Origin of the sequence: Oleispirillum naphthae, from assembly GCA_027864655.1 — a bacterium.
Classification (GTDB): domain Bacteria; phylum Pseudomonadota; class Alphaproteobacteria; order Rhodospirillales; family Rhodospirillaceae; genus Oleispirillum; species Oleispirillum naphthae.
The window spans coordinates 46,275-70,583 of sequence record JAQAZG010000011.1 but is presented as its reverse complement, the minus strand read 5'-3'; the positions used below and the strand labels follow the sequence as shown (position 1 = coordinate 70,583).

At 66.1% G+C, this 24,309-nt stretch carries 23 protein-coding genes; 12 read left to right on the top strand and 11 right to left on the bottom strand.

Annotated elements, in window-relative coordinates:
• Nucleotides 1-276 precede the first annotated feature (276 nt).
• Both O7R11_RS12215 and O7R11_RS12210 read right to left on the bottom strand, forming a co-directional pair.
• Nucleotides 277-903, bottom strand: a complete 627-nt coding sequence (locus O7R11_RS12215) for a hypothetical protein (protein WP_337997805.1) — start codon at nucleotides 901-903, stop codon at nucleotides 277-279.
• A 138-nt stretch (nucleotides 904-1,041) separates the two neighbouring features.
• Nucleotides 1,042-1,173, bottom strand: coding sequence for a DUF3096 domain-containing protein (locus O7R11_RS12210; protein WP_337997804.1), 132 nt, complete (start codon nucleotides 1,171-1,173; stop codon nucleotides 1,042-1,044).
• A gap of 468 nt (nucleotides 1,174-1,641) precedes the next feature.
• Here O7R11_RS12210 and O7R11_RS12205 point away from each other — a divergent pair, with 468 nt between their 5' ends.
• The 3 genes from O7R11_RS12205 to O7R11_RS12195 all read left to right on the top strand — a co-directional run bounded on the left by O7R11_RS12205 (nucleotide 1,642) and on the right by O7R11_RS12195 (nucleotide 4,619).
• Complete coding sequence (locus tag O7R11_RS12205; RefSeq protein WP_337997803.1) at nucleotides 1,642-2,547, top strand: tripartite tricarboxylate transporter substrate binding protein; 906 nt, start codon at nucleotides 1,642-1,644, stop codon at nucleotides 2,545-2,547.
• A 73-nt stretch (nucleotides 2,548-2,620) separates the two neighbouring features.
• Nucleotides 2,621-3,103 (top strand): tripartite tricarboxylate transporter TctB family protein, encoded by a 483-nt coding sequence (locus tag O7R11_RS12200; RefSeq protein ID WP_337997802.1) that lies wholly within the window; start codon nucleotides 2,621-2,623, stop codon nucleotides 3,101-3,103.
• Nucleotides 3,096-4,619: a tripartite tricarboxylate transporter permease gene (locus O7R11_RS12195; protein WP_337997801.1), complete on the top strand. Its 1,524-nt coding sequence runs from the start codon at nucleotides 3,096-3,098 to the stop codon at nucleotides 4,617-4,619. The genes O7R11_RS12200 and O7R11_RS12195 overlap by 8 nt, the downstream gene beginning before the upstream one ends.
• Nucleotides 4,620-4,660: 41 nt before the next feature.
• Here the strand turns inward: O7R11_RS12195 and O7R11_RS12190 are convergent, their stop codons facing one another.
• A complete protein-coding gene (locus O7R11_RS12190) occupies nucleotides 4,661-5,548 on the bottom strand; it encodes a LysR substrate-binding domain-containing protein (RefSeq protein ID WP_337997800.1) in 888 nt (295 codons plus the stop codon).
• Between the two features lie 281 nt (nucleotides 5,549-5,829).
• On the opposite strand from O7R11_RS12190, the gene O7R11_RS12185 reads away from it, so the two are divergent.
• Genes O7R11_RS12185 through O7R11_RS12175 form a run of 3 tightly spaced genes read left to right on the top strand, consistent with a single transcriptional unit; the run spans nucleotide 5,830 to nucleotide 8,614 of the window.
• A complete protein-coding gene (locus O7R11_RS12185; RefSeq protein WP_337997799.1) occupies nucleotides 5,830-6,888 on the top strand; it encodes an Ldh family oxidoreductase in 1,059 nt (352 codons plus the stop codon).
• Between the two features lie 44 nt (nucleotides 6,889-6,932).
• The gene (locus O7R11_RS12180) at nucleotides 6,933-7,634 is read left to right on the top strand and encodes an RraA family protein (RefSeq protein WP_337997798.1); all 702 of its coding nucleotides are present in this window, start codon (nucleotides 6,933-6,935) and stop codon (nucleotides 7,632-7,634) included.
• On the top strand, nucleotides 7,634-8,614 hold the full coding sequence (locus O7R11_RS12175; RefSeq protein ID WP_337997797.1) for a hydroxyacid dehydrogenase: 981 nt from the start codon (nucleotides 7,634-7,636) through the stop codon (nucleotides 8,612-8,614). The genes O7R11_RS12180 and O7R11_RS12175 overlap by 1 nt, the downstream gene beginning before the upstream one ends.
• Nucleotides 8,615-8,642: 28 nt before the next feature.
• Here the strand turns inward: O7R11_RS12175 and O7R11_RS12170 are convergent, their stop codons facing one another.
• Nucleotides 8,643-9,455 (bottom strand): hypothetical protein, encoded by an 813-nt coding sequence (locus O7R11_RS12170; RefSeq protein ID WP_337997796.1) that lies wholly within the window; start codon nucleotides 9,453-9,455, stop codon nucleotides 8,643-8,645.
• 397 nt (nucleotides 9,456-9,852) lie between these two features.
• On the opposite strand from O7R11_RS12170, the gene O7R11_RS12165 reads away from it, so the two are divergent.
• On the top strand, nucleotides 9,853-10,650 hold the full coding sequence (locus O7R11_RS12165; protein ID WP_337997795.1) for an IclR family transcriptional regulator: 798 nt from the start codon (nucleotides 9,853-9,855) through the stop codon (nucleotides 10,648-10,650).
• Nucleotides 10,651-10,662: 12 nt separating this feature from the next.
• Here the strand turns inward: O7R11_RS12165 and O7R11_RS12160 are convergent, their stop codons facing one another.
• From O7R11_RS12160 to O7R11_RS12140, 5 genes are all read right to left on the bottom strand, one after another.
• Entirely contained in the window at nucleotides 10,663-11,463 is an 801-nt protein-coding gene (locus O7R11_RS12160; protein WP_337997794.1) for an SDR family NAD(P)-dependent oxidoreductase, read from the bottom strand.
• Nucleotides 11,460-13,151 (bottom strand): dihydroxy-acid dehydratase, encoded by a 1,692-nt coding sequence (gene ilvD, locus O7R11_RS12155; protein WP_337997793.1) that lies wholly within the window; start codon nucleotides 13,149-13,151, stop codon nucleotides 11,460-11,462. Before ilvD ends, O7R11_RS12160 begins: the two co-directional genes overlap by 4 nt.
• Before the next feature lie 227 nt (nucleotides 13,152-13,378).
• Entirely contained in the window at nucleotides 13,379-14,806 is a 1,428-nt protein-coding gene (locus O7R11_RS12150; protein ID WP_337997792.1) for a GntP family permease, read from the bottom strand.
• 70 nt (nucleotides 14,807-14,876) lie between these two features.
• On the bottom strand, nucleotides 14,877-15,896 hold the full coding sequence (gene dmpG / locus O7R11_RS12145) for a 4-hydroxy-2-oxovalerate aldolase (RefSeq protein ID WP_337997791.1): 1,020 nt from the start codon (nucleotides 15,894-15,896) through the stop codon (nucleotides 14,877-14,879).
• Nucleotides 15,893-16,834, bottom strand: a complete 942-nt coding sequence (locus O7R11_RS12140) for an acetaldehyde dehydrogenase (acetylating) (RefSeq protein ID WP_337997790.1) — start codon at nucleotides 16,832-16,834, stop codon at nucleotides 15,893-15,895. Before O7R11_RS12140 ends, dmpG begins: the two co-directional genes overlap by 4 nt.
• Before the next feature lie 921 nt (nucleotides 16,835-17,755).
• Here O7R11_RS12140 and O7R11_RS12135 point away from each other — a divergent pair.
• Nucleotides 17,756-18,664, top strand: a complete 909-nt coding sequence (locus O7R11_RS12135; protein ID WP_337997789.1) for a CpaF/VirB11 family protein — start codon at nucleotides 17,756-17,758, stop codon at nucleotides 18,662-18,664.
• A 10-nt stretch (nucleotides 18,665-18,674) separates the two neighbouring features.
• On the opposite strand, the gene O7R11_RS12130 is transcribed toward O7R11_RS12135, so the two are convergent.
• Complete coding sequence (locus O7R11_RS12130) at nucleotides 18,675-18,983, bottom strand: BrnA antitoxin family protein (RefSeq protein ID WP_337997788.1); 309 nt, start codon at nucleotides 18,981-18,983, stop codon at nucleotides 18,675-18,677.
• Complete coding sequence (locus O7R11_RS12125) at nucleotides 18,943-19,212, bottom strand: BrnT family toxin (RefSeq protein WP_337997787.1); 270 nt, start codon at nucleotides 19,210-19,212, stop codon at nucleotides 18,943-18,945. The genes O7R11_RS12130 and O7R11_RS12125 overlap by 41 nt, the downstream gene beginning before the upstream one ends.
• Nucleotides 19,213-19,848: 636 nt before the next feature.
• On the opposite strand from O7R11_RS12125, the gene O7R11_RS12120 reads away from it, so the two are divergent.
• From O7R11_RS12120 to kdpC, 4 genes are read left to right on the top strand one after another with little or no spacing between them, the layout of a single operon-like run.
• The gene (locus O7R11_RS12120; protein ID WP_337997786.1) at nucleotides 19,849-19,950 is read left to right on the top strand and encodes a potassium-transporting ATPase subunit F; all 102 of its coding nucleotides are present in this window, start codon (nucleotides 19,849-19,851) and stop codon (nucleotides 19,948-19,950) included.
• A gap of 9 nt (nucleotides 19,951-19,959) precedes the next feature.
• Nucleotides 19,960-21,651: a potassium-transporting ATPase subunit KdpA gene (gene kdpA, locus O7R11_RS12115; protein WP_337997785.1), complete on the top strand. Its 1,692-nt coding sequence runs from the start codon at nucleotides 19,960-19,962 to the stop codon at nucleotides 21,649-21,651.
• A 12-nt stretch (nucleotides 21,652-21,663) separates the two neighbouring features.
• Complete coding sequence (kdpB, locus tag O7R11_RS12110) at nucleotides 21,664-23,697, top strand: potassium-transporting ATPase subunit KdpB (RefSeq protein WP_337997784.1); 2,034 nt, start codon at nucleotides 21,664-21,666, stop codon at nucleotides 23,695-23,697.
• Between the two features lie 16 nt (nucleotides 23,698-23,713).
• Entirely contained in the window at nucleotides 23,714-24,292 is a 579-nt protein-coding gene (gene kdpC / locus O7R11_RS12105; RefSeq protein WP_337997783.1) for a potassium-transporting ATPase subunit KdpC, read from the top strand.
• The last annotated feature ends 17 nt before the right edge of the window (nucleotides 24,293-24,309 follow it).

Here is a 24,309-nt window from a genome sequence, read left to right as displayed (position 1 = left end):
TCCTTAGCAGGGCTACGGAATTTCGATTTTGAGCCAGCCGCATGCCGCTGACAAGTCCCCCATTGCGGATCCCCGCGTCCGGGACTTCAGAAAAGCCGCGAAAGCGTCCGTAGTCCGGCTGAACCGTTTCCGCGGTGGTGAAGGCGGGAAATTGCGGAGGGCCACGCCCGCAACGCGACCGGAAGGGTCCCGAAAAAAAACGGCGGCAGCCATGAGGTATGTCCTCATGGCTGCCGCCGCTTCTTACGCTTGTGGAAGGCCCTGCGCCCCGTACGGTCAGCGAATGATCACGGACATGGGCTGCATCACCGGAGAGACGAGCGTGGAACTGCACTGGAACGCGACGGTCCGCGACCCGTTCGCGTTGGCGCCGATGCTGGAGATCACCTGCTGGCCGCCGTTGTTCATGCAGTAGATCTGAGCGTTCCGCGACGCATCCGCCAGTTCCTGGTCCGTCCGGTAGGTGTAGGTGAGGCTGGGATTGTATTGCACCGGCAAGGCCGCCTGCGGCAACGTCTGCACGCATTCGAAGACCACCAGCTTGCTGCCGTCCGGATCGTCGGAGAAATTCAGCGTCCGCGGGACCGATTGATGCGCGGCGGACTGATATTGGCTACAGAACGACACCGCGCTCTGGTTGACCTGAACCAGTTCCTGGTCGCCGTGATACTTGTAGGTCACGCGCGGATTGCTCGCCTGCACCTGCTGCGGCGCGGAATATTCCGGCGCACAGGCGGCCACCAGCAGGACGGCCGACACCGCGAGGGCGATGGCGGCGGCGTTCCGCTTAAAACCCCTGAAAGAACCGGCGCTCGCCGGGGGAATCCTGCCGGAGAACGGCGGATTTGCGGAATCGCCGATTCGCGCGGGAAACAATGGCCTTGCCGATTTCGTCACGTTCATTTTCATTCTCCTGTGGGTGAGCGGCTGGGGCTTTACCAAAAGGGCGCCCGCAGACTCGGGAGCAGCTCAGGCCCGCCCTGCTTCAGTGGAGTGCCGTTGGTTCGCCTTGGCGGGGAGCAGTCTGATTGCGCTGGCGGCTCAATGCAGAAAATGAGGGGCCAGCCCAAGCACACCGACGATGATCAGGTAGACCGCGACGATGTAGCTGAGCAATTCCGGCCTAACCAGGATAAGGATACCGGCCACCAAGGCGACGACCGGTGCGACCATGAAGGAATTTAAATTCATCGAGTAAACCCGCTGTTGAGTCGGCCGCCGCACAGCTTACCCCGGCCGCGACGGCAGATCGGACAGTCTGGATACCAGGGGAAGCAGTCTATGATTATGGGTCGGCGGAACCATTACGATAGACTCGGAAAATACCTACTGGCGGCGGGTCCGAGCCGCGGCGGCAGAAGGCGCGCCCCGACAACGGGGCGCACGGAAAGCCCGGAGGAACCTGCTGATTTCTTATTGAAAATGACCGGCAGGCGGCGCTTCCCGCAATCATCAGAAATTTTCCTAATACATATTGCAAATTTTATAAGTTTGACTTCCCCGCATTCCTGCCTCTTAATCTAAGATTAACGAATAATATCAAGGAGAGCCTGAGAAATATCTCAAATACTTCAAGGGAGGTAAAAAGACAACATGAAGTACAATAAAATTATTGCCGCGATTCCTTTTGCACTTGCCTTGATGTCGCAACCGGCTCAGGCAGAATTCCCCGACCGCGACGTCACCATGCTCATCGGATATGCGGCGGGCGGCAGCACCGACATCATGGCGCGCGCCATGGCGCCCTTCATCGAGAAGTATCTGGGCGGCAAGGCCACGGTGGTGGTCAAGAACGTTCCCGGCGCCGGCGGCCAGGTGGCGATCACCCAGCTCGCGCAGGCGGACCCCGACGGCTACACCATCGGCAACCTCAACCTGCCGGGAACCGTGGCCCGCACCTACGACCGCAAGGCGGCCTACACCATCGACAGCTTCACCTATCTCGCCAACATCGTCGATGACACCAACATCGTGGTGGCGAAGAAGGGCGTCTATTCCAGCCTCAAGCAGGTTCTCGACAAGGCGAAGAAGGACCCGGGCGGCGTGACCTACGGCATTTCCGGCCTCGGCGGCGACGACCATCTGGCCGGGCTGCAACTCGCCCGCGCCGCCGGCGTCACCTTCACCTTCATTCCCTTCAACAGCACCGCCCCCTGCCGCGCCGCGGTGATGGGCGGCCATGTGGACGTGGCCGGCATCAACATCAGCGAGATTCACGGCTACGACAACGACCTCCTCGTGCTCGGCATCATGGGCGAGGCGCGCTCCGACCTGGCGCCGGGACGCCCGACGGCGCGCGAGCAGGGCTATGACGTGGAAATGAGCGGCACGCGCGGCTTCGTCGGCCCCAAGGGCCTTCCCGACGCGATCCGCGACAAGTACATCGCCGCGATCAAGGCGACCTACGACGACCCGGCCTTCCAGGAGATCGCGAAGAAGCAGGGGCTCGTCCTCCGCATTCTGCCCGGCGAAAAGTACAAGGCCTTCGTGAAGAAGCAATCCGACTTCATCGGCGAGGTGTGGCGCACCGATCCCTGGAAAAAGTGAGCCGACCCCGGGGCGGAGCGGCCGCAGGCCGCGCCGCTCCGTCCCGTTGTGATCGTTGCCTTGGGAGGTTCGAATGAATTCGGAGTGGCGGCGGCGTTTCGGTAATCCCGACGCCGTGGGCGGGCTCGTCACCATCGGCGTCTGCCTGTTCCTGGAGTGGCAGACCCTGGAGCTGCCCGCGACCTCGGCGATCTTTCCGCAGATGGTGCTCGGGCTGGCGTCCATTCTCGGCGTTCTGATGATCGCACAAGGCTTGGCCAAGAGCCGCGCGGGGGATGCCCCGCTGCGGTTCTTCAAGAACCGGCGGCGCTTCCTCATCGCCTGCGGCATGACCGGCGTCTACGTCGCCGGGATCAACACCATCGGCTTCTACACCTCGACGGCGATCCTGGTGCCCGCCGTCTCGGTGGTGTTCGGCTACCGCAAACCCCTGGCCATCGCCATCTCCACCGCGGTCTTCATCGCCGGGATGGCGCTGATCTTCGGAGCCGCCATGAACTACCAGTTCCCGCCGGAGCTTCTCCTGCGGCTCATTCGGGGGACCGGCCATGTTTGACGCACTGATCGAAGCCCTGCCCGCGGTGCTGCAGACCGCCAACCTCGTTTCCATCGTCGTCGGCGTGGTGATGGGCATTTTCGTCGGCGCGATGCCCGGCCTCGGCGCCACCATGGCGATTTCCGTGCTCATTCCCTTCACCTTCGGCCTCGACCCGCTGGTGGCGCTCGGCATGATGGCGGGCATCTACAACGGCGCGATGTACGGCGGCTCGATCTCCGCGGTGCTGCTGCGCATTCCCGGCACCCCCGCCGCGGTGGCCACCAGCTTCGACGGCTACCCGATGGCGATGAGCGGCCGCGCCGGCGAGGCGCTGCACGTCGCCGTGGTCTCGTCGGCCATCGGCGGCATGGTGAGCGCGCTCTCCCTGATGCTGCTCGCCCCCCCCTTGGCCCGCATCACCCTCGCCTTCGGCCCGCCGGAGGTGTTCTGGGTCGCGGTGTTCGGGTTGGCCAGCATCGCGCTCCTGATGGGCAAGGACCCGGTCAAGGGCCTGCTCAGCGCCTGCATCGGCCTCATCGTCTCGCTCGCCGGGGTGGACAACATCACCGGCTACGACCGCTTCACCTTCGGCTATCTGGAACTGGCGGAAGGGGTGAACATCGTGGTGCTGCTGGTCGGCCTCTACGCCCTGCCCCCGGCGTTCGGACTGCTCGAGGACGCGGACCTCAAGATGGCGGTGGTCGGCAGCCGCAAGCTCGCGGGCAGCCTGCTCTCCTCGATCCCCAAGATGCTCGGCTACTGGAAGACCTGGGTGCGCGGCTCGCTGATCGGCATCTTCGTCGGCATCCTGCCCGGCGCGGGCGGCTCGCTCGCCGCCTTCCTCAGCTACAACGAGGGCAAGCGCGCCGCCAAGGACCCCGACTCCTGGGGCCAGGGCAACCCGGAGGGCGTCGCCGCCGCCGAAGTCGCCAACAACGCCGACACCGCCGCCGCGATGATCCCCGCCCTCACCCTGGGCATTCCGGGCACTCCGGTGGCCGCGCTGGTGCTCGGCGGCCTGTTGATCCACGGCATGCAGCCGGGGCCGATGCTCTTCCGCGAGCATCCCCAGGTGGTCTACGGCTTCATGATCCAGCTGTTCATCTCCGCCGCCCTGCTGCTCGCCTTCGGCGGCACCCTGGCGACCCGCATCTTCGCCAAGGTGCTGCACCTGCCGCGGCCGATCCTCGCCGCCATGGTGCTGAGCCTGATGGTGGTGGGCGTCTACGCGATCAACACCCGGATGTTCGACGTCTACCTGATGTTCGGCTTCGGCCTCGTCGGCTACGCCATGGAGCGCCTGGGCATGCCGCTGGCGCCTGCGGTGCTCGGCCTCATCCTCGGCGAGTACGCGGAGTTCAACCTGCGCCTGTCGCTCAGGATGAGCCGGTCCGACTGGTCGATCCTGTGGACGCGGCCGATCTGCCTGGTGATCATCGCCCTGATCGCGGCGGTGTTCCTGTGGCCGCTGATCGGCGGCCGCCTCGCCAGGCGCAAGGCGGCGCGGCGCAACCATGCCGGAGGACAGCCGTGAGCACTGCCCTGCTCCGCTTCCTCCGGGGTGCGGGCGGCGCCTCAGCCGCCCGCGCCGAAATCCGGATAGCCGGAAAGCCGCCACAGCTCGTCGTGCAGCGCGTCCACCAGCTGCGACTTGCCGCCGCCGCACTTGTCGATGAGGCCGACGGTGCGGGTGATCGGCGGGTCGCCGAAGGCGACGTGGCGCACCCCTTCGGGGAACGGCGGCTCGCCGATCTGCTGCGGCATCACCGAAACGCCGAGGCCGCTCGCCACCATCACCATGATGCCGGCGAAGGAATCGATCGCCATGACCTCGGAAACCTGGATGTTGCGGCGGCGGATCTCCTGATCGATCGAGCGCGCCGAGGGCACCGGGCGGCTGAAGCGGATGTAGGGATAGTTCTCCAGAATCTCCCGGTCGGTCACGCCCTCCGCCCACACGGGGGCGATCACCCGCATCGGCTCGCGGGCGAACGGCTTCCAGCGGTAGTCGTTGCCCTCCACCTGGTCGGGAATGATCGCCGCGTCGAGACGTCCGGCGAGCACCATGCCCGGCAGTTCCGAGGTGTCGCCGGTGATCACGTGGATGCGCAGTTCGGGAAAGCGCTCGCGCAGGCTCACCAGGGCCTCCGGCAGCCCGCCGGTGACGCTGGTGCGCATCACCCCGAGATGCAGGGTGCCGGTGAGCCGCCCGCCCACCAGGGCGTGGACGATCTCGTCGTAGCTGCTGACCAGTTGGCGCGCCGCCTCGACCAGGGCCTGGCCCTGCACCGTCAGCATCGGCGGCCGCTGCGTGCGGTCGAACAGCTTGATCTGCAGGTCGCCCTCGATCGAGCGCACGTGCTGGCTCACCGCCGACTGGGTGAGGCCCACCGCGTCGGCGGCGGCCCCGAAGGTGCCGTGATCGGCGATGGCGATCAGGGTCTTGAGTTGTCTGATGTCCACTGGCGTTCATCCCGCTTGCGGTCCGCCGACCGGTTCCGACACGCCCCCACGCCATGCCATGATCATGATTAGACAATCTAATCCTGATCATGATGATTCTGATCTTTCAGGAAGTCAATAGCGTTGATAGACTCATCATATATTACTTCTCTATAGAGAGAGACATAACTTTGCCTTGTATTGTTGGTTTCTATATTTGTTTTTGACTATATAAGTCCACCGGACTCCGGACCCGCCGCATCGGGACCGGATGGCGCCCGGCCACACAAAGGACAACCGGCATGCCGGACACCCTGCACATCGCTTCCGGAGATCTCCTGCGCCTGGTGCGCACCGCCTTCGAACGCGTCGGCGTGCCCGCCTCCGACGCCGCCACGGCGGCGGAAATTCTGGTCTCCGCCGACTTGCAGGGAATCGGCACCCACGGGGTGCGCCGCCTCGGCCCCTATGTGGCGCGCCTCCGCGACGGCGTGTTCGCCCCCGCCCCGACGATCCGTATCGACCGCACCGCCCCGGCCACCGCCCTGGTCGATGGCGGAGGCGGCCTCGGCCCGGTGGTCGGCGTGCGGGGGCTCTCCACCGCCCTCGAAATCGCGGCGGAAACCGGCATCGCCTACGTCGGTTGCCGCAACAGCCAGCACTTCGGCGCGCTAGCCCCCTACGCGCGCCGTGCGGCGGAGGCCGGAATGATCTGCCTCCTGGGCAGCACCGCGTTCGCCACCATGGCCCCCTGGGGCGGACGCGAGGTGCGGATCGGCAACAATCCGATCGGCCTGGGAGCGCCGCGCCGCGGCGCGCCGCCGTTCATCCTCGACATCGCGCTCTCGGTTGCGGCGCGCGGCAAGATGCGCCTGGCGCAGCAGCGCGGCGAGGCGATCCCGCCCGGCTGGGCGCTCGACGCCGAAGGCCGCCCCACCACCGACCCTCTGGAAGGGCTCAAGGGCTTCGTCCTGCCGATCGGCGGGCACAAGGGATACGGCCTGGCGCTCGCCGTGGACATTCTCGCCGGGGTTCTCACCGGCGGCGCGGTCTCCCCCGAGGTGCGCTCGCTGTTCCAGCAGGCCAGGGAGCCGCAGGGGGTTTGCCACTTCTTCATCGCGCTCGACCCGGCGCGGCTGCTCGGCCGCGACGCCTACGGCGACCGCATCGAGACGCTCTGCCGCCTGATGGCGGAAACCCCGCCCTTCGACCCCGCCGCGCCGGTGCTCATCCCCGGCGAGGTCGAGGCGCGCACCCTGGCGGACCGCACCGCCCGCGGCATCCCGCTGGAAGCCGCGGAATTCGCGGCGATCGAAGCCATGGCGCGCGGCGAGCCGCCGGACAAGGTGGCCGCGTTCTGAAACGGTTTTTTTCGTCAAGTCTGGTCAAGAGGGAGGAAAACATCATGTACGGTAGACCGGGTCTCTGCATCGTTCCGGATTTCGAACGCCCGCCGCAGAACGTCATCGCGGCGATGGCGCAGTTCGCCGTGGCGGTGATCGGCGACGGACTGGGCCGTCAGCGCATCATGGATTCGGGGATCAAGCCGCTCGACCCGAAGACCGCGATCTGCGGCCCGGCCCTCACCGTCGAGGTGGACCCCGCGGACAACCTGATGATCCACGCCGCGCTCAAGCTCGCCAAGCCGGGCGACGTGCTGGTGGTCAACGCCCACGGCGACCTCAACCACGGCGTCTGGGGCGAGATCACCACCACCGTGGCGATGCGCAAGAAGCTGGGCGGCCTGGTCATCGACGGCGCGGTGCGCGACTCCCAGGACATCGTCAAGATCGGCTTTCCGGTGTTCACCCGCGGCGTCTGCCCGCTCGGCGGCGGCAAGGACGGCGACGGCCAGGTCAACCTGCCGATCGCCTGCGGCGGCGTGCCGGTGAACCCCGGCGACATCGTCATCGGCGATGCGGACGGCGTGCTGGTGGTGCCCGCCGCGATGGCGGAGATCGCCATCGAGAGCGCGCGGAAAAAGCTGGCCGCCGAGGAAAAGCGTCTCGACACCATCCGCAACGGCGCGGATTCCGAGATCTATCCCGCCTGGCTGATCGCCACCCTGCGGGCCAAGGGCGTCCTCGGCGAGGGAGAGGACCTCTGATGTCGGCGCGGATCATCGTCACCGGGCCGTCCCTGGCCGACGAGGCCATGGCGCTGCTGCGCGAGCGGGGGGTCGAGGCCGCCTTCGTCCCCCCCTACACCACGCCCGCCGATCTCGCCGCCATGGTGGCGCGCGAGCGGCCGGAGGCCCTGCTCGTCCGCATGGGGGAGATCGACGACGCGGTGATCGGCGCGTCCGACCGCCTGAAGGCGATCTCCAAGCACGGCGTCGGCTACAACAACATCGACGTCGCCGCGGCGACGCGGCGCGGCATCCCGGTGATGGTGGCGCACGCCGCCAACGCCCGCTCGGTGGCCGAAATGGCGATGGCGATGATCTACGTCCTGGTCAAGCGGCTGTTCGCCCTCGACGCCGGGCTGCGCGCCGGACGCTGGGAAAAACCGGGCTTCAACGGCATGGAACTGACCGGCAAGTGCCTGGGCATCGTCGGCCTCGGCAGCATCGGCCGCAACCTCGCGGCGCTCGCCGCGCCGCTCGCCATGCGCATCCTCGCCTTCGACCCGGCGGTGCCGGAAGAGGCGGTGCCGCAAGGGGTGCGCCGCGTCGGCTCCCTGGCGGAAATGCTGGGCGAGGCGGACGTGCTCAGCCTCAACTGCCCGCTCACCGAGACCACCCGCAACATCATCGGCGCGGCGGAACTGGCGGCGATGAAGCCCACCGCCTTCCTCATCAACACCGCACGCGGCGGGCTGATCGACGAGAACGCCCTGGCCGCCGCCCTGCGCGACGGCGTCATCGCCGGGGCGGGGATCGACAGCTTCGCCACCGAACCGGCCCCGGCCGAGCATCCGCTGTGGGGCCTGCCCAACGTCATCGTCACCCCGCACGTCGCCGGAGTCACCCGCGAGGCGTCGGCGCGGGTGGGGCTGCAGGCGGTGCGGAACATTCTCACGGTGTTCGACGGCAAGCGGCCGGACCCGGTCTGCGTGGTCAACCCCGAGGCGCTGACGACCGCCTGACCGGGCCCGCCGCGGCGGCGGCGGGTCTCTACGCTCCCCGACGGGAGACCCGCCGCCGCAGCAGAATGCCGCAGGTGACCGCGGCCGAGGTGGCGAGCGCGGCGGTCAGCGCCGCGCCCGCGGACCAGTGGGGAATCGTCAGCGCCAGGGCGATGCAGAACCCGGCGAGGCTGATGCTGCCGGTGATCGCCGAGTGCAGCATGGCGACGGCGCTTGCCGCCCCGAGCTTCTGGTGCAGGGTGAAACCCACCATGGTGTACCCCACGGGGAACGCCATCAGCAGGCCGGACACCGCCGGGCCGAGCCGGGCCGAGGCGGCGGTGACCAGCGCCACCAGCACCCCGGCGATGATCCCGCGCGCCAGCAGCAGGGAAAACCCCGCCCGCCCCCGCACCGCGAGGTCGCGCCGCACGAAGCGCCCGCCGAAGCGCCAGGCCGCGGCGGTGACCGCGAGGAACAGCGCCAGCGCGGGCAGCGGCTGCCCCGGCAGAAGCCGCACCGCCAGCGCCGCGGTCAGCCACGCCGCCACCGCGGCAAGCAGGGAGACCGCCGCCCGCGACCGGCCCGCGGTGACGATGTAGGCGAGCAGGAAGCACTGCGTCGCGCACAGAGAGAGCAGGGCATAGGCCGCGGCCCGGAAGACGAACGGCGCGGGCGCGGACATCGCGAGGAAATAGAAGCCGGGCCCGAGCACGATCGGCAGCCCGGCGAGCGCCCCGCCGACGAACGGCCCGAACGCGCCCACCGCCCACGACACCGCGATCACCACGAAGGCGGTGGCCGCCATCCGCACCGCGAGTTCCGTCAGGGGGAGGTCTGCAAAGATCGACGCCGGGGCCATGGGTTTTTCCTGTCCGCGCGGCGAATCGCCGCTCCACGGGCAATACCACGCCCGCCCCGCCCCGGAAACGGAAAAACCCGCCGCACGGCAGTCGCCCAGCCTTCGGCGCGATCGACCTCGCGGCACGGCCGAGGCCGGAGCGAAGGCAAGACCGAAGACGGGCAAGGCATCCGGCAAAATGCCCAAGCCCCCCAAAGCGCCTCGCGGCGGGCCGGATGCCGCCTCGATAAAACCCACATCGTTTTTTATCCGGTTAGGCTAAATCGGAGAATTTTGCTAAACCTAAGGCGCAGCGAACACCGCGTCGGCCGGCGCTCGACTGGGGAACCGCGGCATGCCGGATGGATTGGGCATCGGGCGACGGCCGCTTCGGACAGCATCCTTGAAAGATACGACGATGAAACCGCGTGAAGTCGAAACCCCAGCCATAGCGAGGATGGATGTCCTTTTTGAATATCTCAAAAATCATCCGTCGGCTCGATTCGGCAACATGCAGAAGGACTTGGATATATCGAAAAGCAGCCTGTACATTCTTCTGAAGACCCTTATCAGGTATGGATACGTCAAGGTCAGGCACGATGGATCCTATAACCTCGGTTTCCGCCTCTACGAGCTCGGCAGCCAGGCGGTTTCCCATATCAATCTGCGGCAGGAATGCATGCCGTTTCTCCATCTCCTGCGGGATCACACCAACCTCACCTGCCACCTCGGGATTCTCGACGGCAACGATGCGATCTATCTGGTCAAACTGGAAAGTTCGAGCACCATCGGCGTCAAAACCTGGGAGGGCCTCCGGCTGTCGCTGCACAGCTCCGCAGTCGGCAAGGCCCTGTTGATCGATCATGAGGCGGCCGCGATCGCGGCGCTCTACCCCGGCGAAGACCTGGAGGTGTTCACGCCGCACACCCTGCCCACGGTCTCGCGCCTCAAGGAAGACCTGCGCGAAGCGCGGAAACGGGGATGGGCGTTCGACGACAGCGAGCGCTACGAGGATCTCCGCTGCATCGCCGCGCCGATCCGGGGTGTGGACGGAAACATCGTCGCGGCCGTCAGCGTGGTGGGGGCGGCGTTCCAGATTCCCGACGCGCGCATCCCCGAACTCGCCGAGGAGACGCTCCGGGCGTGCGCGGAAATGTCCCGCTGCCTCGGCCACCGCCCGGATACGCCGTCCGGCTCCCGCCCGGCCCGCGGATAGACGGCCGGGTCTTCAGTCGCCTGCTTCCGGGGAGGCGGCCCCCGCCCATGCGGCCATGGGATTCTGCACGCAGAACTTGCCGCCGCTGATCTCCAGCGCGGCCCCCGTGACGTACCCGGCATAGGGCGAAGCCAGAAAAGCCACGGCATGGGCCACATCCGCGCCGCCGCCGAACCGGTTCATCGCTATGCTCTGGCGCATGGCGTCGCCGTTGCGCTCCAGCAACGGCCTGGTCATGGGCGTATCGATGAGCCCGGGAATATAGCAGTTGACCCGGATGCCGTAGGGGGCCAGTTCCGCGGCCAGAACCTTGGTCATGCTGGAAACCGCGGCCTTGGTGGCCGCGTAGAGCCCGCTGCCGACCGAAGGCATGAGCGCGGCGAAGGACGAGGCATTGATCAGCACGCCGCCCTTGGACGCCATCTTCTGCCGGGCGATGCGCGCGCCGATGTAGACGGAGCGCATGTTGATCGCCACCGTGCTCTCCCAGACGTCCTCCGGGGTATCCACGATCTGGTACTGGGGATAGACCGCGGCATTGTTGATCCAGACGTCGATGCCGCCGAAGGCCGCCTCCACCTCGTCCGCATAGGCGAACATGGCGCGGCTGTCGGCCACGTCCACGGCCTTTCCGTGCACGGTGAAGTTCCGGGCGCGCAGCCGTTCCACCACGCCCGCCACGTTGTCCGCCGAACGGGCGCAGATGGAAACCTTGCCGCCGAGCTCGGCCAGCAGAGTGGCGATGTCGAGGCCGATGCCGGAGGTTCCGCCCGTCACCACGATGCTCTTGCCCGTGAAGTCGAGATTCATCATTCCATCTCCCTCCGGATGATCGCGCCTTCGGCGGCGGAAGAAGCGACCCGGGAGTACAGCTCCAGATAGCCGGTGGTGAACTTGCGCGGCGGCTTCTTCCACCCGGCGAGGCGACGCGCGATCTCCGCGTCGGAGACCTCCAGGTTGAGGATGCCGTCGATCACGTCGATGGAAACGAGGTCTCCGTCCTCGACGATCGCCAACGGTCCGCCCTCGGCGGCCTCCGGGGAGATGTGCCCGACGAAGCAGCCGTTGTTGGTGCCGGAGAACCGGCCGTCGGTGATCAGCGCCGTGGATTTGTTCAGGCCGCGGCCGTAAAGGTATTTCATCGCCATGAACATTTCCCGCATGCCGGGGCCGCCCTTCGGGCCCTCATAGCGGATGACCACCACGTCGCCGTCCACTACCCCGCCGTTCAGGATGGCCTCCTCGGCGGCCTCTTCCGAGTTGAAGACCTTGGCCTTGCCTTTGAAGCGGTGCAGGGCCGGGTCGATCGCGCCGGGCTTGCTGATGCCGGAATTCGGCGCAAGGTTGCCCCGCAGCACGGCGATGCCGCCGGTGAGGCCGAACGGATCGTCCAGCTTCCGGATGATCTCCCGATTCTCGGGGAACTGGAACCTATAGGCATCCAGGTTTTCCTTCAGCGACAGGCCCGTACAGGTCGCCACGTCCTCGTCCAGCAATACGCGCATGTTCCGCATCACGCGGGGGATGCCGCCCGCCTGCCAGAATGCCTCCATGTCCCATTTGGCCGCAGGATTGACCTTGGCGATCTGCGGGATGCTCTTGTTGTGCTTCTCGAACAGCTGCAGCACGCTCACGCCCATCTGCGCCTCGTTGGCGACGGCGCTCAGGTGCAGCACGGCATTGGTGGAGCCGCTGATCGCCATGGTCACCTTGACCGCGTTCTCCATGGCCGCCGCGCTCATCACCCGGCGGGCGGTGATGCCCTTTCGCGCCAGCTCGCAGACGGCCATGCCCGAAGCGTATGCGGAACGCAGGCGGTCCGAATGCACCGCCGGAATGAGCGCGCCGCCGGGCAGGCACATGCCCAGCACCTCGGTCAGGCAGCACATGGTGTTGGCGGTGCCGAGGAAGGAGCAGGAGCCGCAGCCCGGACAGGCCAGGTCCTCCAGCGCGGTGTATTCCTCCAGCGAGATCTTCTTGGACGAATACATGCCCCGGGCCTCGGAGATGGAAGTCAGGTCCGACTTGCGCCCGTCGAAGCACACGCCGCCGGCCATCGGCCCGCCGTGCACCATGATCGCGGGAATGTCGAGCCGCGCCGCGGCCATCAGCATGCCCGGGACGATCTTGTCGCAGGAGGCGAGCATCACCAGGGCATCCAGGCGATGCGCCCGCACCTGCACCTCGATGGAATCGCAGATCAACTCGCGCGACGGCAGGATGAAATGCATGCCGTCGTGCCCCTGGGCGATGCCGTCGCAGGCGGCGATGACGCCGAATTCCACGGCGGTCCCGCCGCCCCGGTAGATGCCGTTCTTGACGAACTCTCCCACCTGCCTCAGGTTGGCATGCCCGGGGACCAGCGTGGTCCACGAATTGGCGATGCCGATCATCGGGCGACGGTCCAATTCGTCGTTGGAATAGCCCATGGCCTTGTAAAGGGAACGATAAAAGCCGCTGCCTTCACCCTGCAAAATCGCTTCACTATCATATTTACGCATAGTCGTGCTCCCTTTTACAGGCACGCCGTGGACTGTTTTATGGATCGCTTTTTGCTTACAGGTCTCCCCGGGGGGATGAGGCGTGCGAACCTGGATGGATGCGAACGGGCATCGCCGTGACCGTCCTTTTGAAAAAACCGGCGGGGACCCGGAGCTCTTCGTCCGGGCCGCCGCACCCGAGCGCGTCCTCCCCGCCGGGGCCGGGAGGACGCGGTAAAACCGATCCGCTAGATTAGACCGACGGAAACCAGAATCATCAGCGTGATGATGGAAATCAGCGAGCCCACCATGCAGGGCGCGGTGATGTACTTGAGCCCCTGCTTGGTGTTCAGGTTGAAGAACTGCGACATGATCCAGAAACCGCTGTTGTTCAAATGGTTGAGCATCAGGGTTCCACTGCCGATGGCGAGGGTCGCGGCGACCGGGGACAGGCCCAGGGTATCCATCATCGGCAGGATGATGCCCGCCGCGGTCAGGCCGGCGGCAGTCATGGAGCCCACGGCGGTCATCAGGATCGCGGCGGTCAGGTACGGCACCAGAAGCGGCATGATGTGGCTGGACGTGACCATGACGCCCAGTTCCTTGATCACGGGCGCGGTCTTGAGGACGCCGCCCATGGCGCCGCCCATGGCGGTGATCAGCAGGGGCAGCAGCGCGACGAGAAGCCCACGCCCCACCCAGGTGCCGAACAGGATCTCCTTAAGGGATTCCTTGTCGCTTCCGGTGGTGCGGAGGTGGTGGGCCAGCACCTTGTCGCCCTTGGCGAAGCCGAGCACCAGCGTGAACACCACGCCCAGCAGCAGCGCGATGACGCGGTCGCCCGTCGAGGTGAAGAAGACCCGCGCCGCCGTTCCTTCACCCATGTACACCTTGGCGAACGAGCCGAAGGTGATGAGCACCACCGGAATCAGCACCGGCAGCAGGGCCACGAAGGCATTGGGCAGGCCGGGCGCATGGATGATGATATCCTCCACCTTATCGGATTTGGCGGGCTCGAAGCCTTCCACGAAATCCGGACGGGGGTCGATCCATTCCTTTTCGCACCACTTGCGCATCAGCAGCCACGTGCCGAAGAAGGCCACGGCGCTGATGACCGTGCCCCAGAAGATCGTCAGCCCCAGATCCGCGCCGTACATCAGGGCGATGGCCAGGATGCCGGGGGTTGGCGGGACGAGGGCATGGGTCAGGAACAGGCCGAGGCCGGTGAACGCCGCCATGGAGGACATGGAAATCTTCCTCCGCAGCGCCAGGATGGATGCGATGGGCGCCGTCAGCACCATGGTGATGTCGCCGAACACGGGAATGGAGACGATGAAGGCGGTGAGGGACGGTGCGAGCTCGAGCGCCTTGCCCCGGAACAGGCGGGTGAAGAAATTGGCGATGGCGGTCGCCGCACCGGTGTCCTGAATGCCCATTGCGAGAATGGAGCCGAGGATGATGGTGACCCCGATCCCATTGAGAGTGCCCCCGAACCCGGCATTGACCAGATTCACGGAACCGATAAGCCCATTCCCGAGAGCGAGCCCCAGTCCCAGGCTCGTCAGGAAGAGGGCGAGCACGGGATGCATCTTGAGTTTTATGATCAGCACGATCAACGCCGCGATGGCGAGAGCCAACGTAACAAGGAATATTCCAGGCGTCATGGTAGCGGACATCGGGTTCATTATTATTCTCTCCCAGTTCAATCTATGATGAAGAAAAAGCTGACAGAACTCATGCGGATAACTACTTCCGGAGGTCGAGGGCGACATCGAGGATCATGTCTTCCTGACCGCCGACCATGCGGCGGCGGCCAAGCTCGATGAGGATCTCGCGGGTATCGATGCCATAGGCGCGGGAGGCCTTTTCGGCGTGCCGGAGAAAGCTCGAATAGACGCCCGCGTAGCCGACCGAGAGGCTTTCGCGATCGACACGCACGGGGCGGTCCTGCAATGGCCGGACGAGATCGTCGGCGGCGTCCATCAGCTTGAACAGGTCGCAGCCGGTCTCCACGCCCTTGCGGTCGAGCACCGCGATCAGCGCCTCGATCGGCGCGTTTCCGGCGCCCGCGCCCATCCCGGCGAGCGAACCATCGACGCGCACCGCGCCCGCCTCGATGCCGGCGACCGCATTGGCGACGCCGAGGGTGAGATTGTGGTGGGTATGGATGCCGACCTCGGTCCGTTCATCCAGGGCGTCCCGCAGCGCGCGCACGCGCCCGGCGCAGCCTTCCGGCAGCAGCGCCCCGGCGGAATCGGTGATGTAGACGCACTCGGCGCCGTAGCTTTCCATCAGCTTGCCCTGCGCCACCAGGTCCTTGGGTTCGAGCATGTGCGCCATCATCAGAAAACCCACGACATCCATGCCGAGGGCGCGGGCCGCCTCGATATGCTGGCACGAGACGTCGGCCTCGGTGCAATGCGTCGCGATGCGCACGGAGCGCGCCCCCGCCGCATAGGCCCGCTTCAGGTCGCTCACGGTGCCGATTCCGGGCAGGAGCAGCACCGTCACCACCGCGTGGGTGCACGCCTCGGCCACCGCGGAGATCCATTCGACATCGTCATGGGCGCCGAAGCCGTAATTGAAGGTCGAGCCGGTCAGGCCGTCGCCGTGGGTGATCTCGATCGCATCGACCTTGGCCGCATCGAGCGCGCGTGCGATCGCAGTCACGCTCTCGAGCGTGTACTGGTGGCGGACCGAGTGCATCCCGTCGCGCAGGGTGACGTCCTGGACGTAGAGCTTGTTCTTGTTCGGACGCGCCATCATGCAATCTCCTTGGCGAGAATTCGGGCAGCCCAGTGGTCTGCCGTGACGAGGGCCGCAGAAGTCATGATGTCGAGGTTGCCGGCATAGGCCGGCAGGTAATGCGCGGCCCCCTCGACCTCGAGCAGGACGGTGGTCTTCAATCCGGAGACGAAACCGATCCCGGGAATCCGCAGCGGCGCATCGTCGCCGATGACTTCGAACTGGACGCTCTGTTTCAGACGGTAGCCGGGCACGTATTTCTGCACCGCGGCGGCCATTTCGTGGATCGACGCCTCGATTGCGGCCCTGTCGCCGCCCTGCGAAAGCGTGAACACGGTGTCGCGCATCATTGGGGGCGGTTCCGCCGGATTGAGGATGATGATCGCCTTGCCGCGCTCGGCGCCGCCGAGAATCTCGATCGCCTTCGACGTCGTTTCGGTGAATTCGTCGATGTTGGCGCGCGTCCCCGGCCCCGCCGACTTCGACGCGAGCGAGGCGACGATCTCGCCGTAGACCAGGCGGCCGACGGCGCGCTTGACCGCGTAGATCATCGGAATGGTCGCCTGCCCGCCGCAGGTCACCATGTTGACGTTGGGCTCGTCGATGTTGGCGTCGCCGTTGATCACCGGGATGGTGAACGGGCCGATCGCCGCCGGAGTCAGATCGATGACCTTCTTGCCGTCGCGTTGCAACAGGGCGTTGTTGTGCAGGTGCGCCTTCGCGGAAGTGGCGTCGAAAACGACCCGAATGTCCTGGTAGGCGGGCATCCTCAACAGCCCTTCGATTCCTTCGTGAGTGGTCGGAACATGCATGCGCGCGGCGCGGGCGAGGCCGTCGGATTCGGGGTCGATGCCGATCATCGCTCCCATTTCCAGATGCTTCGATTTGCGCATCACCTTGATCATCAGGTCGGTTCCAATATTTCCAGAACCGATTATTCCGCATTTGACTTTTTTCATCCGAACAAACTCCAGATTAAGCGCATGCATCAGAATGTGATCTACATGAACATGCCCTAATAATGCGCACATACATGGCGCATACTGCACAGACACAAACAGACATCACATTTATTCTGGTATTTTAAGTGTGTGGTGACTGCCTGGGAGCCATCCACACCGTCCTCCCTGGGTTCGTTTGGTTCTGTATACTGAACCTATGGTTTTATATAAAAAACCACACCCAAGGCATCCATGCAAGAAAAATCCGAGAGGCGGCCCCGGAAAATTGGACGGGGCGTCAAGCTATTCCCCATCCTGAAAAGGAGAGGGATTTATGGAAATCGGGATGGAAGATTGCCCCCTGTACCGGCGTGATCGGCAAGGGGAAGGCCCGCAAAGACCGGCGAGAGAGCAAGGACGAGGAGAAGACCGTCGAACGGGACGATACCTCGAAGAACGCCGTCGGCGGCAACGACCTCGCATCCGGTTACGAGAGTCCGCAGCCGACGACGATCCAGGCGGCCGCCGACGATCCGACGATCACCTACGAGACGACGACGATCGACCGGCAGAATGGAGCGGCGACCTACGAGGGGTGCAACGCCTACTACACCACCACCCGATACGAACGGTGGGAGCGACCCGACGCCACGGTCTACGAGATGGCCGTCGGCGACGGCTCGCCGGTCGGTCCCGCCAACGTGTGCGGCACGACCACGGAAACGGCGGCCTATACGCAGGTTACTTACTCCGGCGCGTATATCCTGAACGGCTCCGTGAGCGCATCGAATATCTCGATCATGCGCACCGTGCGGACAAACCCCTACACCGGGGAAACGTTCGCAGCGTCTCCCGTAACCAATCTGGTTTCATCGATCGGCTCTGTGCACGCCAGCAATTCCAGTTGCCCGCCCTCATCCACCTCTTGGTTCTTCGCGCATGGTCGCGCCCGGAAAGGTCGTCGTGGACCGGCGCGGCGAAGGCAAGCGGATCGTCGATGCGCCGGACCTCACGCTCGCGCGCGTCGAGGACATCTGCAAGGCGCTCGCCAACCACACCGGCGTCCAGTTCGACCCCGACACCGCGCCGAAGCTGTCGTGCGTGATCCCCGAGGCCAGGCATCGCTTCGAATGCCTGGTCGGCGCCTCGGTGCAGACGGGGATCAGCCTCGCGATCCGCTGCAAGCATCCGTTCACGCCGACCTGGGAACAGGTCGGCGTCGGCCCCGACCTGCTCGGGTACCTGGAAGAGACGATCATGGGGGAGCGCAACCTCATCGTCTCCGGCGCCACGAACACCGGCAAGACGACGCTGCTCAACAAGTTGCTCGAATTCCTCCCCGACGACCGCCGCGTGGTGGCCGTCGAGGATACCCCCGAGCTGCACATCGACCGCTTCTGGGACGGCGTCGGCCTGGTCGCGGCCCGCGAGGCGTCCACGAGCAGCGGCATGGTGACGTGGCGCGAACTCTACGACCACCAGATGCGCATCACCCCCGATCATGTGATCTTCGGGGAAATCTCCACGCAGAACGCCTTCGCGGCGCTCGGCGCGCTCAACAGCGGCATCACCGGGTTCTCCTGCACCATCCACGCGGAAAGTCCGCTGCAGGTGCTCAAGCGCAAGTTCGTCCGGAACATCGCCTGGGCGGGCGAACGGATGTCGGACATCCCCGAGTTCCTGGCCGAACTGGTCGACGTGATCGTGCAGATCAAGCGCGACGCTTCCGGCTTCCGCCGCATCACCGACGTCTACGAGCCGCGCAACGACCACTGGGTGATGCGGAACGGCGAACTGCGCCTACAGCGGCCGCACCTCCTCCACACAGCGCAGGAGGACGGCCGATGAAAATGCGTCCTCAGCCCGCCTTGGGCAGTTTCGCCGCCTTGCGCAACGCGTCGTTGATCCGCGTCTGCCAGCCCGGCCCGGTCGCCTTGAAATGTGCGAGCACGTCCGGATCGAGACGGATATTCACCGGCTTCTTGGGGGATTCCGCCCTTGGACGGCCGCCCCGCCGCACGGCGCTCGCCGCCGCCTGGCCTTCGGCGCGATCGACCTCGCGATCGCCGATCTTCCAGACGCCCTTCTCGAACATCTCTTCGGTCAACTCCGGCGCATCGTCGGGGTCAACCCAGGTCGGGCGCGTATCTTTCGACTTCCCGGTCATTGGCTTTCCTCATGCTGATGATCCGCCTGCCGCCGTCCCGTGGCGTCCAAACGAGCACGACGATGCGCTCTTCCAGGAATCCCACGGTGATGTAGCGGTTCTCTCCATAGTCCTTCCGTCCGTCTTCCATGGTTACGGTCGGACCCTCGAACACCCGCTCGGCGTCCGCGAAATCGAGTCCGCGTTCGGCGAGGGTGACGGCTCTCTTGGCTTCGTCCCAGGTGTTCATGGAGTAAATGTATCTACAAAAACCTCTCATGGCAAGGTTTTTGTGGATACGGAAACACCCTCTCGAACCGGGAGGGCCGCACGATGATGCCGCTCGCCGCCCTCGCGGTCCTCGCCCTCGCCGCGCTCGCCACCGGCTTCGCGTGGCAGGTGGTCTGAGGCTTCCATGAATAGCCCCTAGAACGGTAGACGCCTTGTCCCCTAAATTTGAGGCAAGGAGACCGACATGGGCAAAGCCGCCTTCAGCGACGAATTCAAACGAGATGCGGGAAGAGGGCTGGCCGGAGTTCTGGCGATCCATCGCTCAGGGCACGCAGTGACCCGGCGATCTACTTCCGGAACGCGCCCATAGCCGGACGCTTAACCAAATTGCCGAATATCCCAAAGGTGGACATTCGATCGGTGTTAGCAGGGTGCGGATGCCCCGAGTTGGCTCCCCCCATAAGCGTTCCGTAAAAATCAGACCTCGCTTTCCGCATGGAATCCTTATGCCCCGTGGCGGCAGGATCGTGTCCGGTGATTCGTCGTCAAACGGAGGCTCCACATGTTCGACGCCGCACTTCTTGCCATGATCGTCGGTCTTTTCGCCGGGTGCGCCCTGCTGGTGCACGCCTGCGCCCGGATATAGGAGGCGCCGATGGACGGTTTCCAGCTTTTCGACGTCGTACTCGGGTCCGGCCTCGCCGTGGGGCTGCTGGTCTATCTGACCTGGGTCCTGATCCATCCCGAGAGATTCTAGGAGAGTCCGATGGACGCCAACGGCATCCTGCAAATTCTTCTCTACCTCGCCGTAATCGTCGCGCTGACGCCGCTCGCAGGCGGTTACATGGCCCGCCTGTTCGAAGGCAGGCTCACCTTCCTCGCCTGGGCGGAACGGCCGATCTATCGCCTGTGCGGCACCGCGCCGGAACGCGAGCAGCACTGGTCCGCCTATGCTTTCTCCCTGCTCGCGTTCAATCTGGTCGGCACCCTCGCGGTCTATGGCCTCGAGCGGCTGCAGGTCTGGCTACCGCTGAATCCGGCCGGGGTCGGCGCGGTTTCCCCCACGATCGCCTTCAACACCGCGGTCAGTTTCGCCACCAATACCAACTGGCAGGCCTACGGCGGCGAGACGGCGATGAGCTATCTCACCCAGATGGCGGGGCTCGCGGTGCAGAACTTCGTCTCCGCCGCCACCGGCATCGCCGTGGCGGTGGCGCTGATTCGCGGCTTCGCCCGGCATTCCGCGCAGACGGTGGGCAACTTCACCGTCGATCTGACCCGTTGCGTCCTCTATCTGCTGCTGCCGGTCGCCTTCCTCACCGCCCTCTTCCTGGTCTGGCAGGGAGCCCCGCAGAACTTCGACGCCTACGTTCCGGCCTCCACTTTGGAAGGCGTGCATCAACTGATCGCGCAAGGGCCGGTGGCCTCGCAGGAGGCGATCAAGCAGCTCGGCTCCAACGGCGGCGGTTTCTTCAACGCCAATTCCGCCCATCCCTTCGAGAACCCGACGCCGCTCACCAACCTGGTCGAAATGACCTTCCTGCTGCTGCTGGCGGCAGGGCTGACCGACACCTTCGGCCGTATGGTCGGCGACCGGCGCCAGGGCTGGGCGATCTTCGCCGCGATGGGGCTGATGTTCGTGGTCTGCGTCTCCCTCGCCGCCTGGGCGGAATCCCAGGCCAACCCCGCCCTTACCGTTGCGGGGATGGATTCCCTCGTGGGGAACATGGAGGGCAAGGAGGTCCGCTTCGGCATCGCCAACTCGGCGATCTGGGCGACTGCGACCACCGCCGCCTCCAACGGATCGGTCAACGCCATGCACGACAGCTTCATGCCGCTCGGCGGGCTGGTGCCGCTGGTCGACATCCTCCTCGGCGAGGTGATCTTCGGCGGCGTCGGCGCAGGCCTCTACGGCATGCTGGTGTTCGTCGTCCTCGCGGTGTTCATCGCCGGGCTGATGGTCGGCCGCACACCGGAATACCTGGGCAAGAAGATCGAGGCCCGCGAGGTCAAGCTGGCGGTGCTCGCCATCCTGGTCACGCCGCTGGGGGTGCTGGGGCTCGGCGCGATTTCGCTGCTCGCCGGGCCGGAGGCGATCGCCGCGCCGGGGCCGCACGGCCTGAGCGAGTTGCTCTACGCTTATGCCTCGGCCACCGGCAACAACGGCTCGGCTTTTGCCGGGTTCGGCGCCGCCACGCCGCTCAACGCCATCCTTCAGGGCGTCGCGATGGTTTTCGGCCGCTTTGCCGTGATCGTCCCGGTTCTGGCGATTGCCGGATCGGCGGCGGCCAAGAAGACGGTTCCGCCCTCCGCCGGTACCCTGCCCACCCACGGCCGTCTGTTCGTCACCCTCTTGATCGCGGTGACCGTGGTGGTGGGAGGTCTCACCTTCTTCCCGGCACTGGCTCTCGGGCCGGTGGTGGAACACCTCGCCCTGTTCTCCGGCACCTTGTTCTGAGGAGTTTTCGAGATGACCGTACATCGTCCCGCCGCGGGCACGCTGTTCGACCGCGGCATCCTGCAACAGGCGGCGATCGACGCCGTCCGCAAGCTCGATCCGCGCCGCCTCGTCCGCAACCCGGTGATGTTCGCCACCGCTGCCGTCGCCCTCGCCGCCAGCATCCTCACCGCGCGCGGCGGCGAGCACTTCGGAGTGATGGTGCAGATCAGCGCCTGGCTGTGGATCACCGTGCTGTTCGCCAACTTTGCCGAGGCGGTGGCCGAGGGCCGCGGCAAGGCGCAGGCCGCCTCTCTGCGCCGTACCCGGAGCGAAACCACGGCGAAGCGCCTGGCCGCCGCCGAGGCGGAAGACTTCGAGGCCGTACCCGCCTCGGCCCTGCGCGCGGGAGACCTGGTGGCGTGCGAGACCGGAGACATCATCCCCGGCGACGGCGACGTGATCTCCGGTATCGCCACCGTAGACGAGAGCGCGATCACCGGCGAATCCGCGCCGGTGATCCGCGAGTCCGGCGGCGACCGTTCTGCGGTGACCGGCGGCACACGGGTGGTCTCCGACCGCATCGTGGTGCGCATCACCCTCGATCCGGGGGAGAGCTTCCTCGACCGCATGATCGCCCTGGTCGAGGGCGCGAAACGGCAGAAGACCCCGAACGAGATCGCGCTCACCATCCTTCTGGTAGGGATGACCCTGATCTTCCTCATCGTCGTCGCCACCCTTCCCGTCTTCGCCTCCTGGTCGGGGACGGCGGTGCCCGCGGTGTTCCTCGCCGCGCTGTTCGTCACCCTGATCCCGACCACCATCGGCGGCCTGCTCTCGGCGATCGGCATCGCCGGGATGGACCGGCTGGTCAAATTCAACGTCATCGCCAAGTCGGGCCGTGCCGTCGAGGCGGCGGGCGACATCGACGTCCTGCTGCTCGACAAGACCGGCACGATCACCCTGGGGGCACGGCAGGCGGCGGAGTTCCTGCCGCTCGCCAGGGTCAACGAGCGCGACCTCGCCGAGGCCGCCTTCCTCTCCTCGCTCGCCGACGACACGCCGGAGGGCAAGTCGATCGTCGCGCTCGCCCGCACCCGTTACGGCCTGACCGGAGGCGGCGAGGGGATGCATTTCGTGCCGTTTACCGCGCAGACGCGGATGAGCGGCGTGGACTTTGCCGGAAGCAGCATCCGCAAGGGCGCGGCGGATGCCATCCGCGCCGGGCTGGAAGGCGGACTCTCCGCCGCTTCGGCGCGGGAACTCGACCATCTGGTGGAGCGCGTCGCCAAGACCGGCGGCACGCCGCTGGCGGTGGTGCGCAACGGCCGCCCGCTCGGGGTGATCCACCTCAAGGACATCATCAAGCCCGGCATCCGAGACCGCTTCGCCACCCTGCGCGAGATGGGCATCCGTACCGTGATGATCACCGGCGACAACCCCCTCACCGCCGCGGCGATCGCCGCCGAGGCGGGGGTGGACGATTTCCTCGCCGAGGCGACGCCGGAACGCAAGCTGGAGCTGATCCGCGAATACCAGCAGGGCGGGCGCCTCGTCGCGATGTGCGGCGACGGCTCCAACGACGCTCCGGCCCTGGCCCAGGCCGACGTCGGCGTGGCGATGAACACCGGCACCCAGGCGGCGCGCGAGGCGGGCAACATGGTCGATCTCGAAAGCGACCCGACCAAGCTGATCGAGATCGTGATGATCGGCAAGCAGCTGCTGATGAGCCGAGGCGCACTCACCACCTTCTCCATCGCCAACGACGTGGCGAAGTACTTCGCTATCATCCCGGCGCTCTTTCTCGCCTCCTATCCGCAGCTTCAGGCGCTCAACGTCATGGGGCTGGCGAGTCCGCAATCGGCGGTCCTCTCGGCGATCGTGTTCAACGCCCTGATCATCGTTCTTCTCATTCCGCTCGCGCTGAAGGGGGTGCGCTACCGTCCGGCAGGGGCGGGAACCCTGCTCAAGCGCAATCTCCTGGTCTACGGCATGGGCGGCCTGATCGCCCCGTTCGCCGGGATCAAGCTGATCGACCTCGCGGTGGCCGCGCTCGGCCTCGCCTGAAACGAAGGAGTGCACCATGATCTCCCATCTGCGATCCGCCCTGGTTCTCACCCTGGTGATGACCGCGCTCACCGGCATCGCCTATCCCTTCGCGGTTACCGGCATCGCCGAACTCGCCTTCCCCCGCCAGGCGCACGGCAGCCTGATCGAACGGGACGGCAAGGTGGTGGGTTCGGCCCTGATCGGCCAGGCATTTTCCGGTCCCGGCTATTTCCATGGCCGTCCCTCGGCGGCGGGGCAGGGCTACGACGCGGCGAACTCCGGCGGTTCCAACCTCGCACCCTCCGCCCGGGCATTGGCCGAGGCGGTGCGGGCACGCATCGCCGCCGAACGCGCCGCCAACCCGGGGGAGAGAGGCCCGGTGCCCGCCGACCTCGTCACCGCCTCGGCCTCCGGCCTCGACCCGCACCTCTCGCCTGCGGCGGCGGCTTGGCAGGCGGCACGCGTCGCCCTGGCACGCGGCCTCGCGGTCGAGGAGGTGCGCGCCCTGATCGCCGCGCGTACCGAGGGGCGCACCTTCGGACTCCTCGGGGAACCGCGCGTCAACGTACTCGCCCTCAATCTCGCCCTGGACGAACGGCGGCCGATGCGGTGAACTCGGCGGGAAGGGAG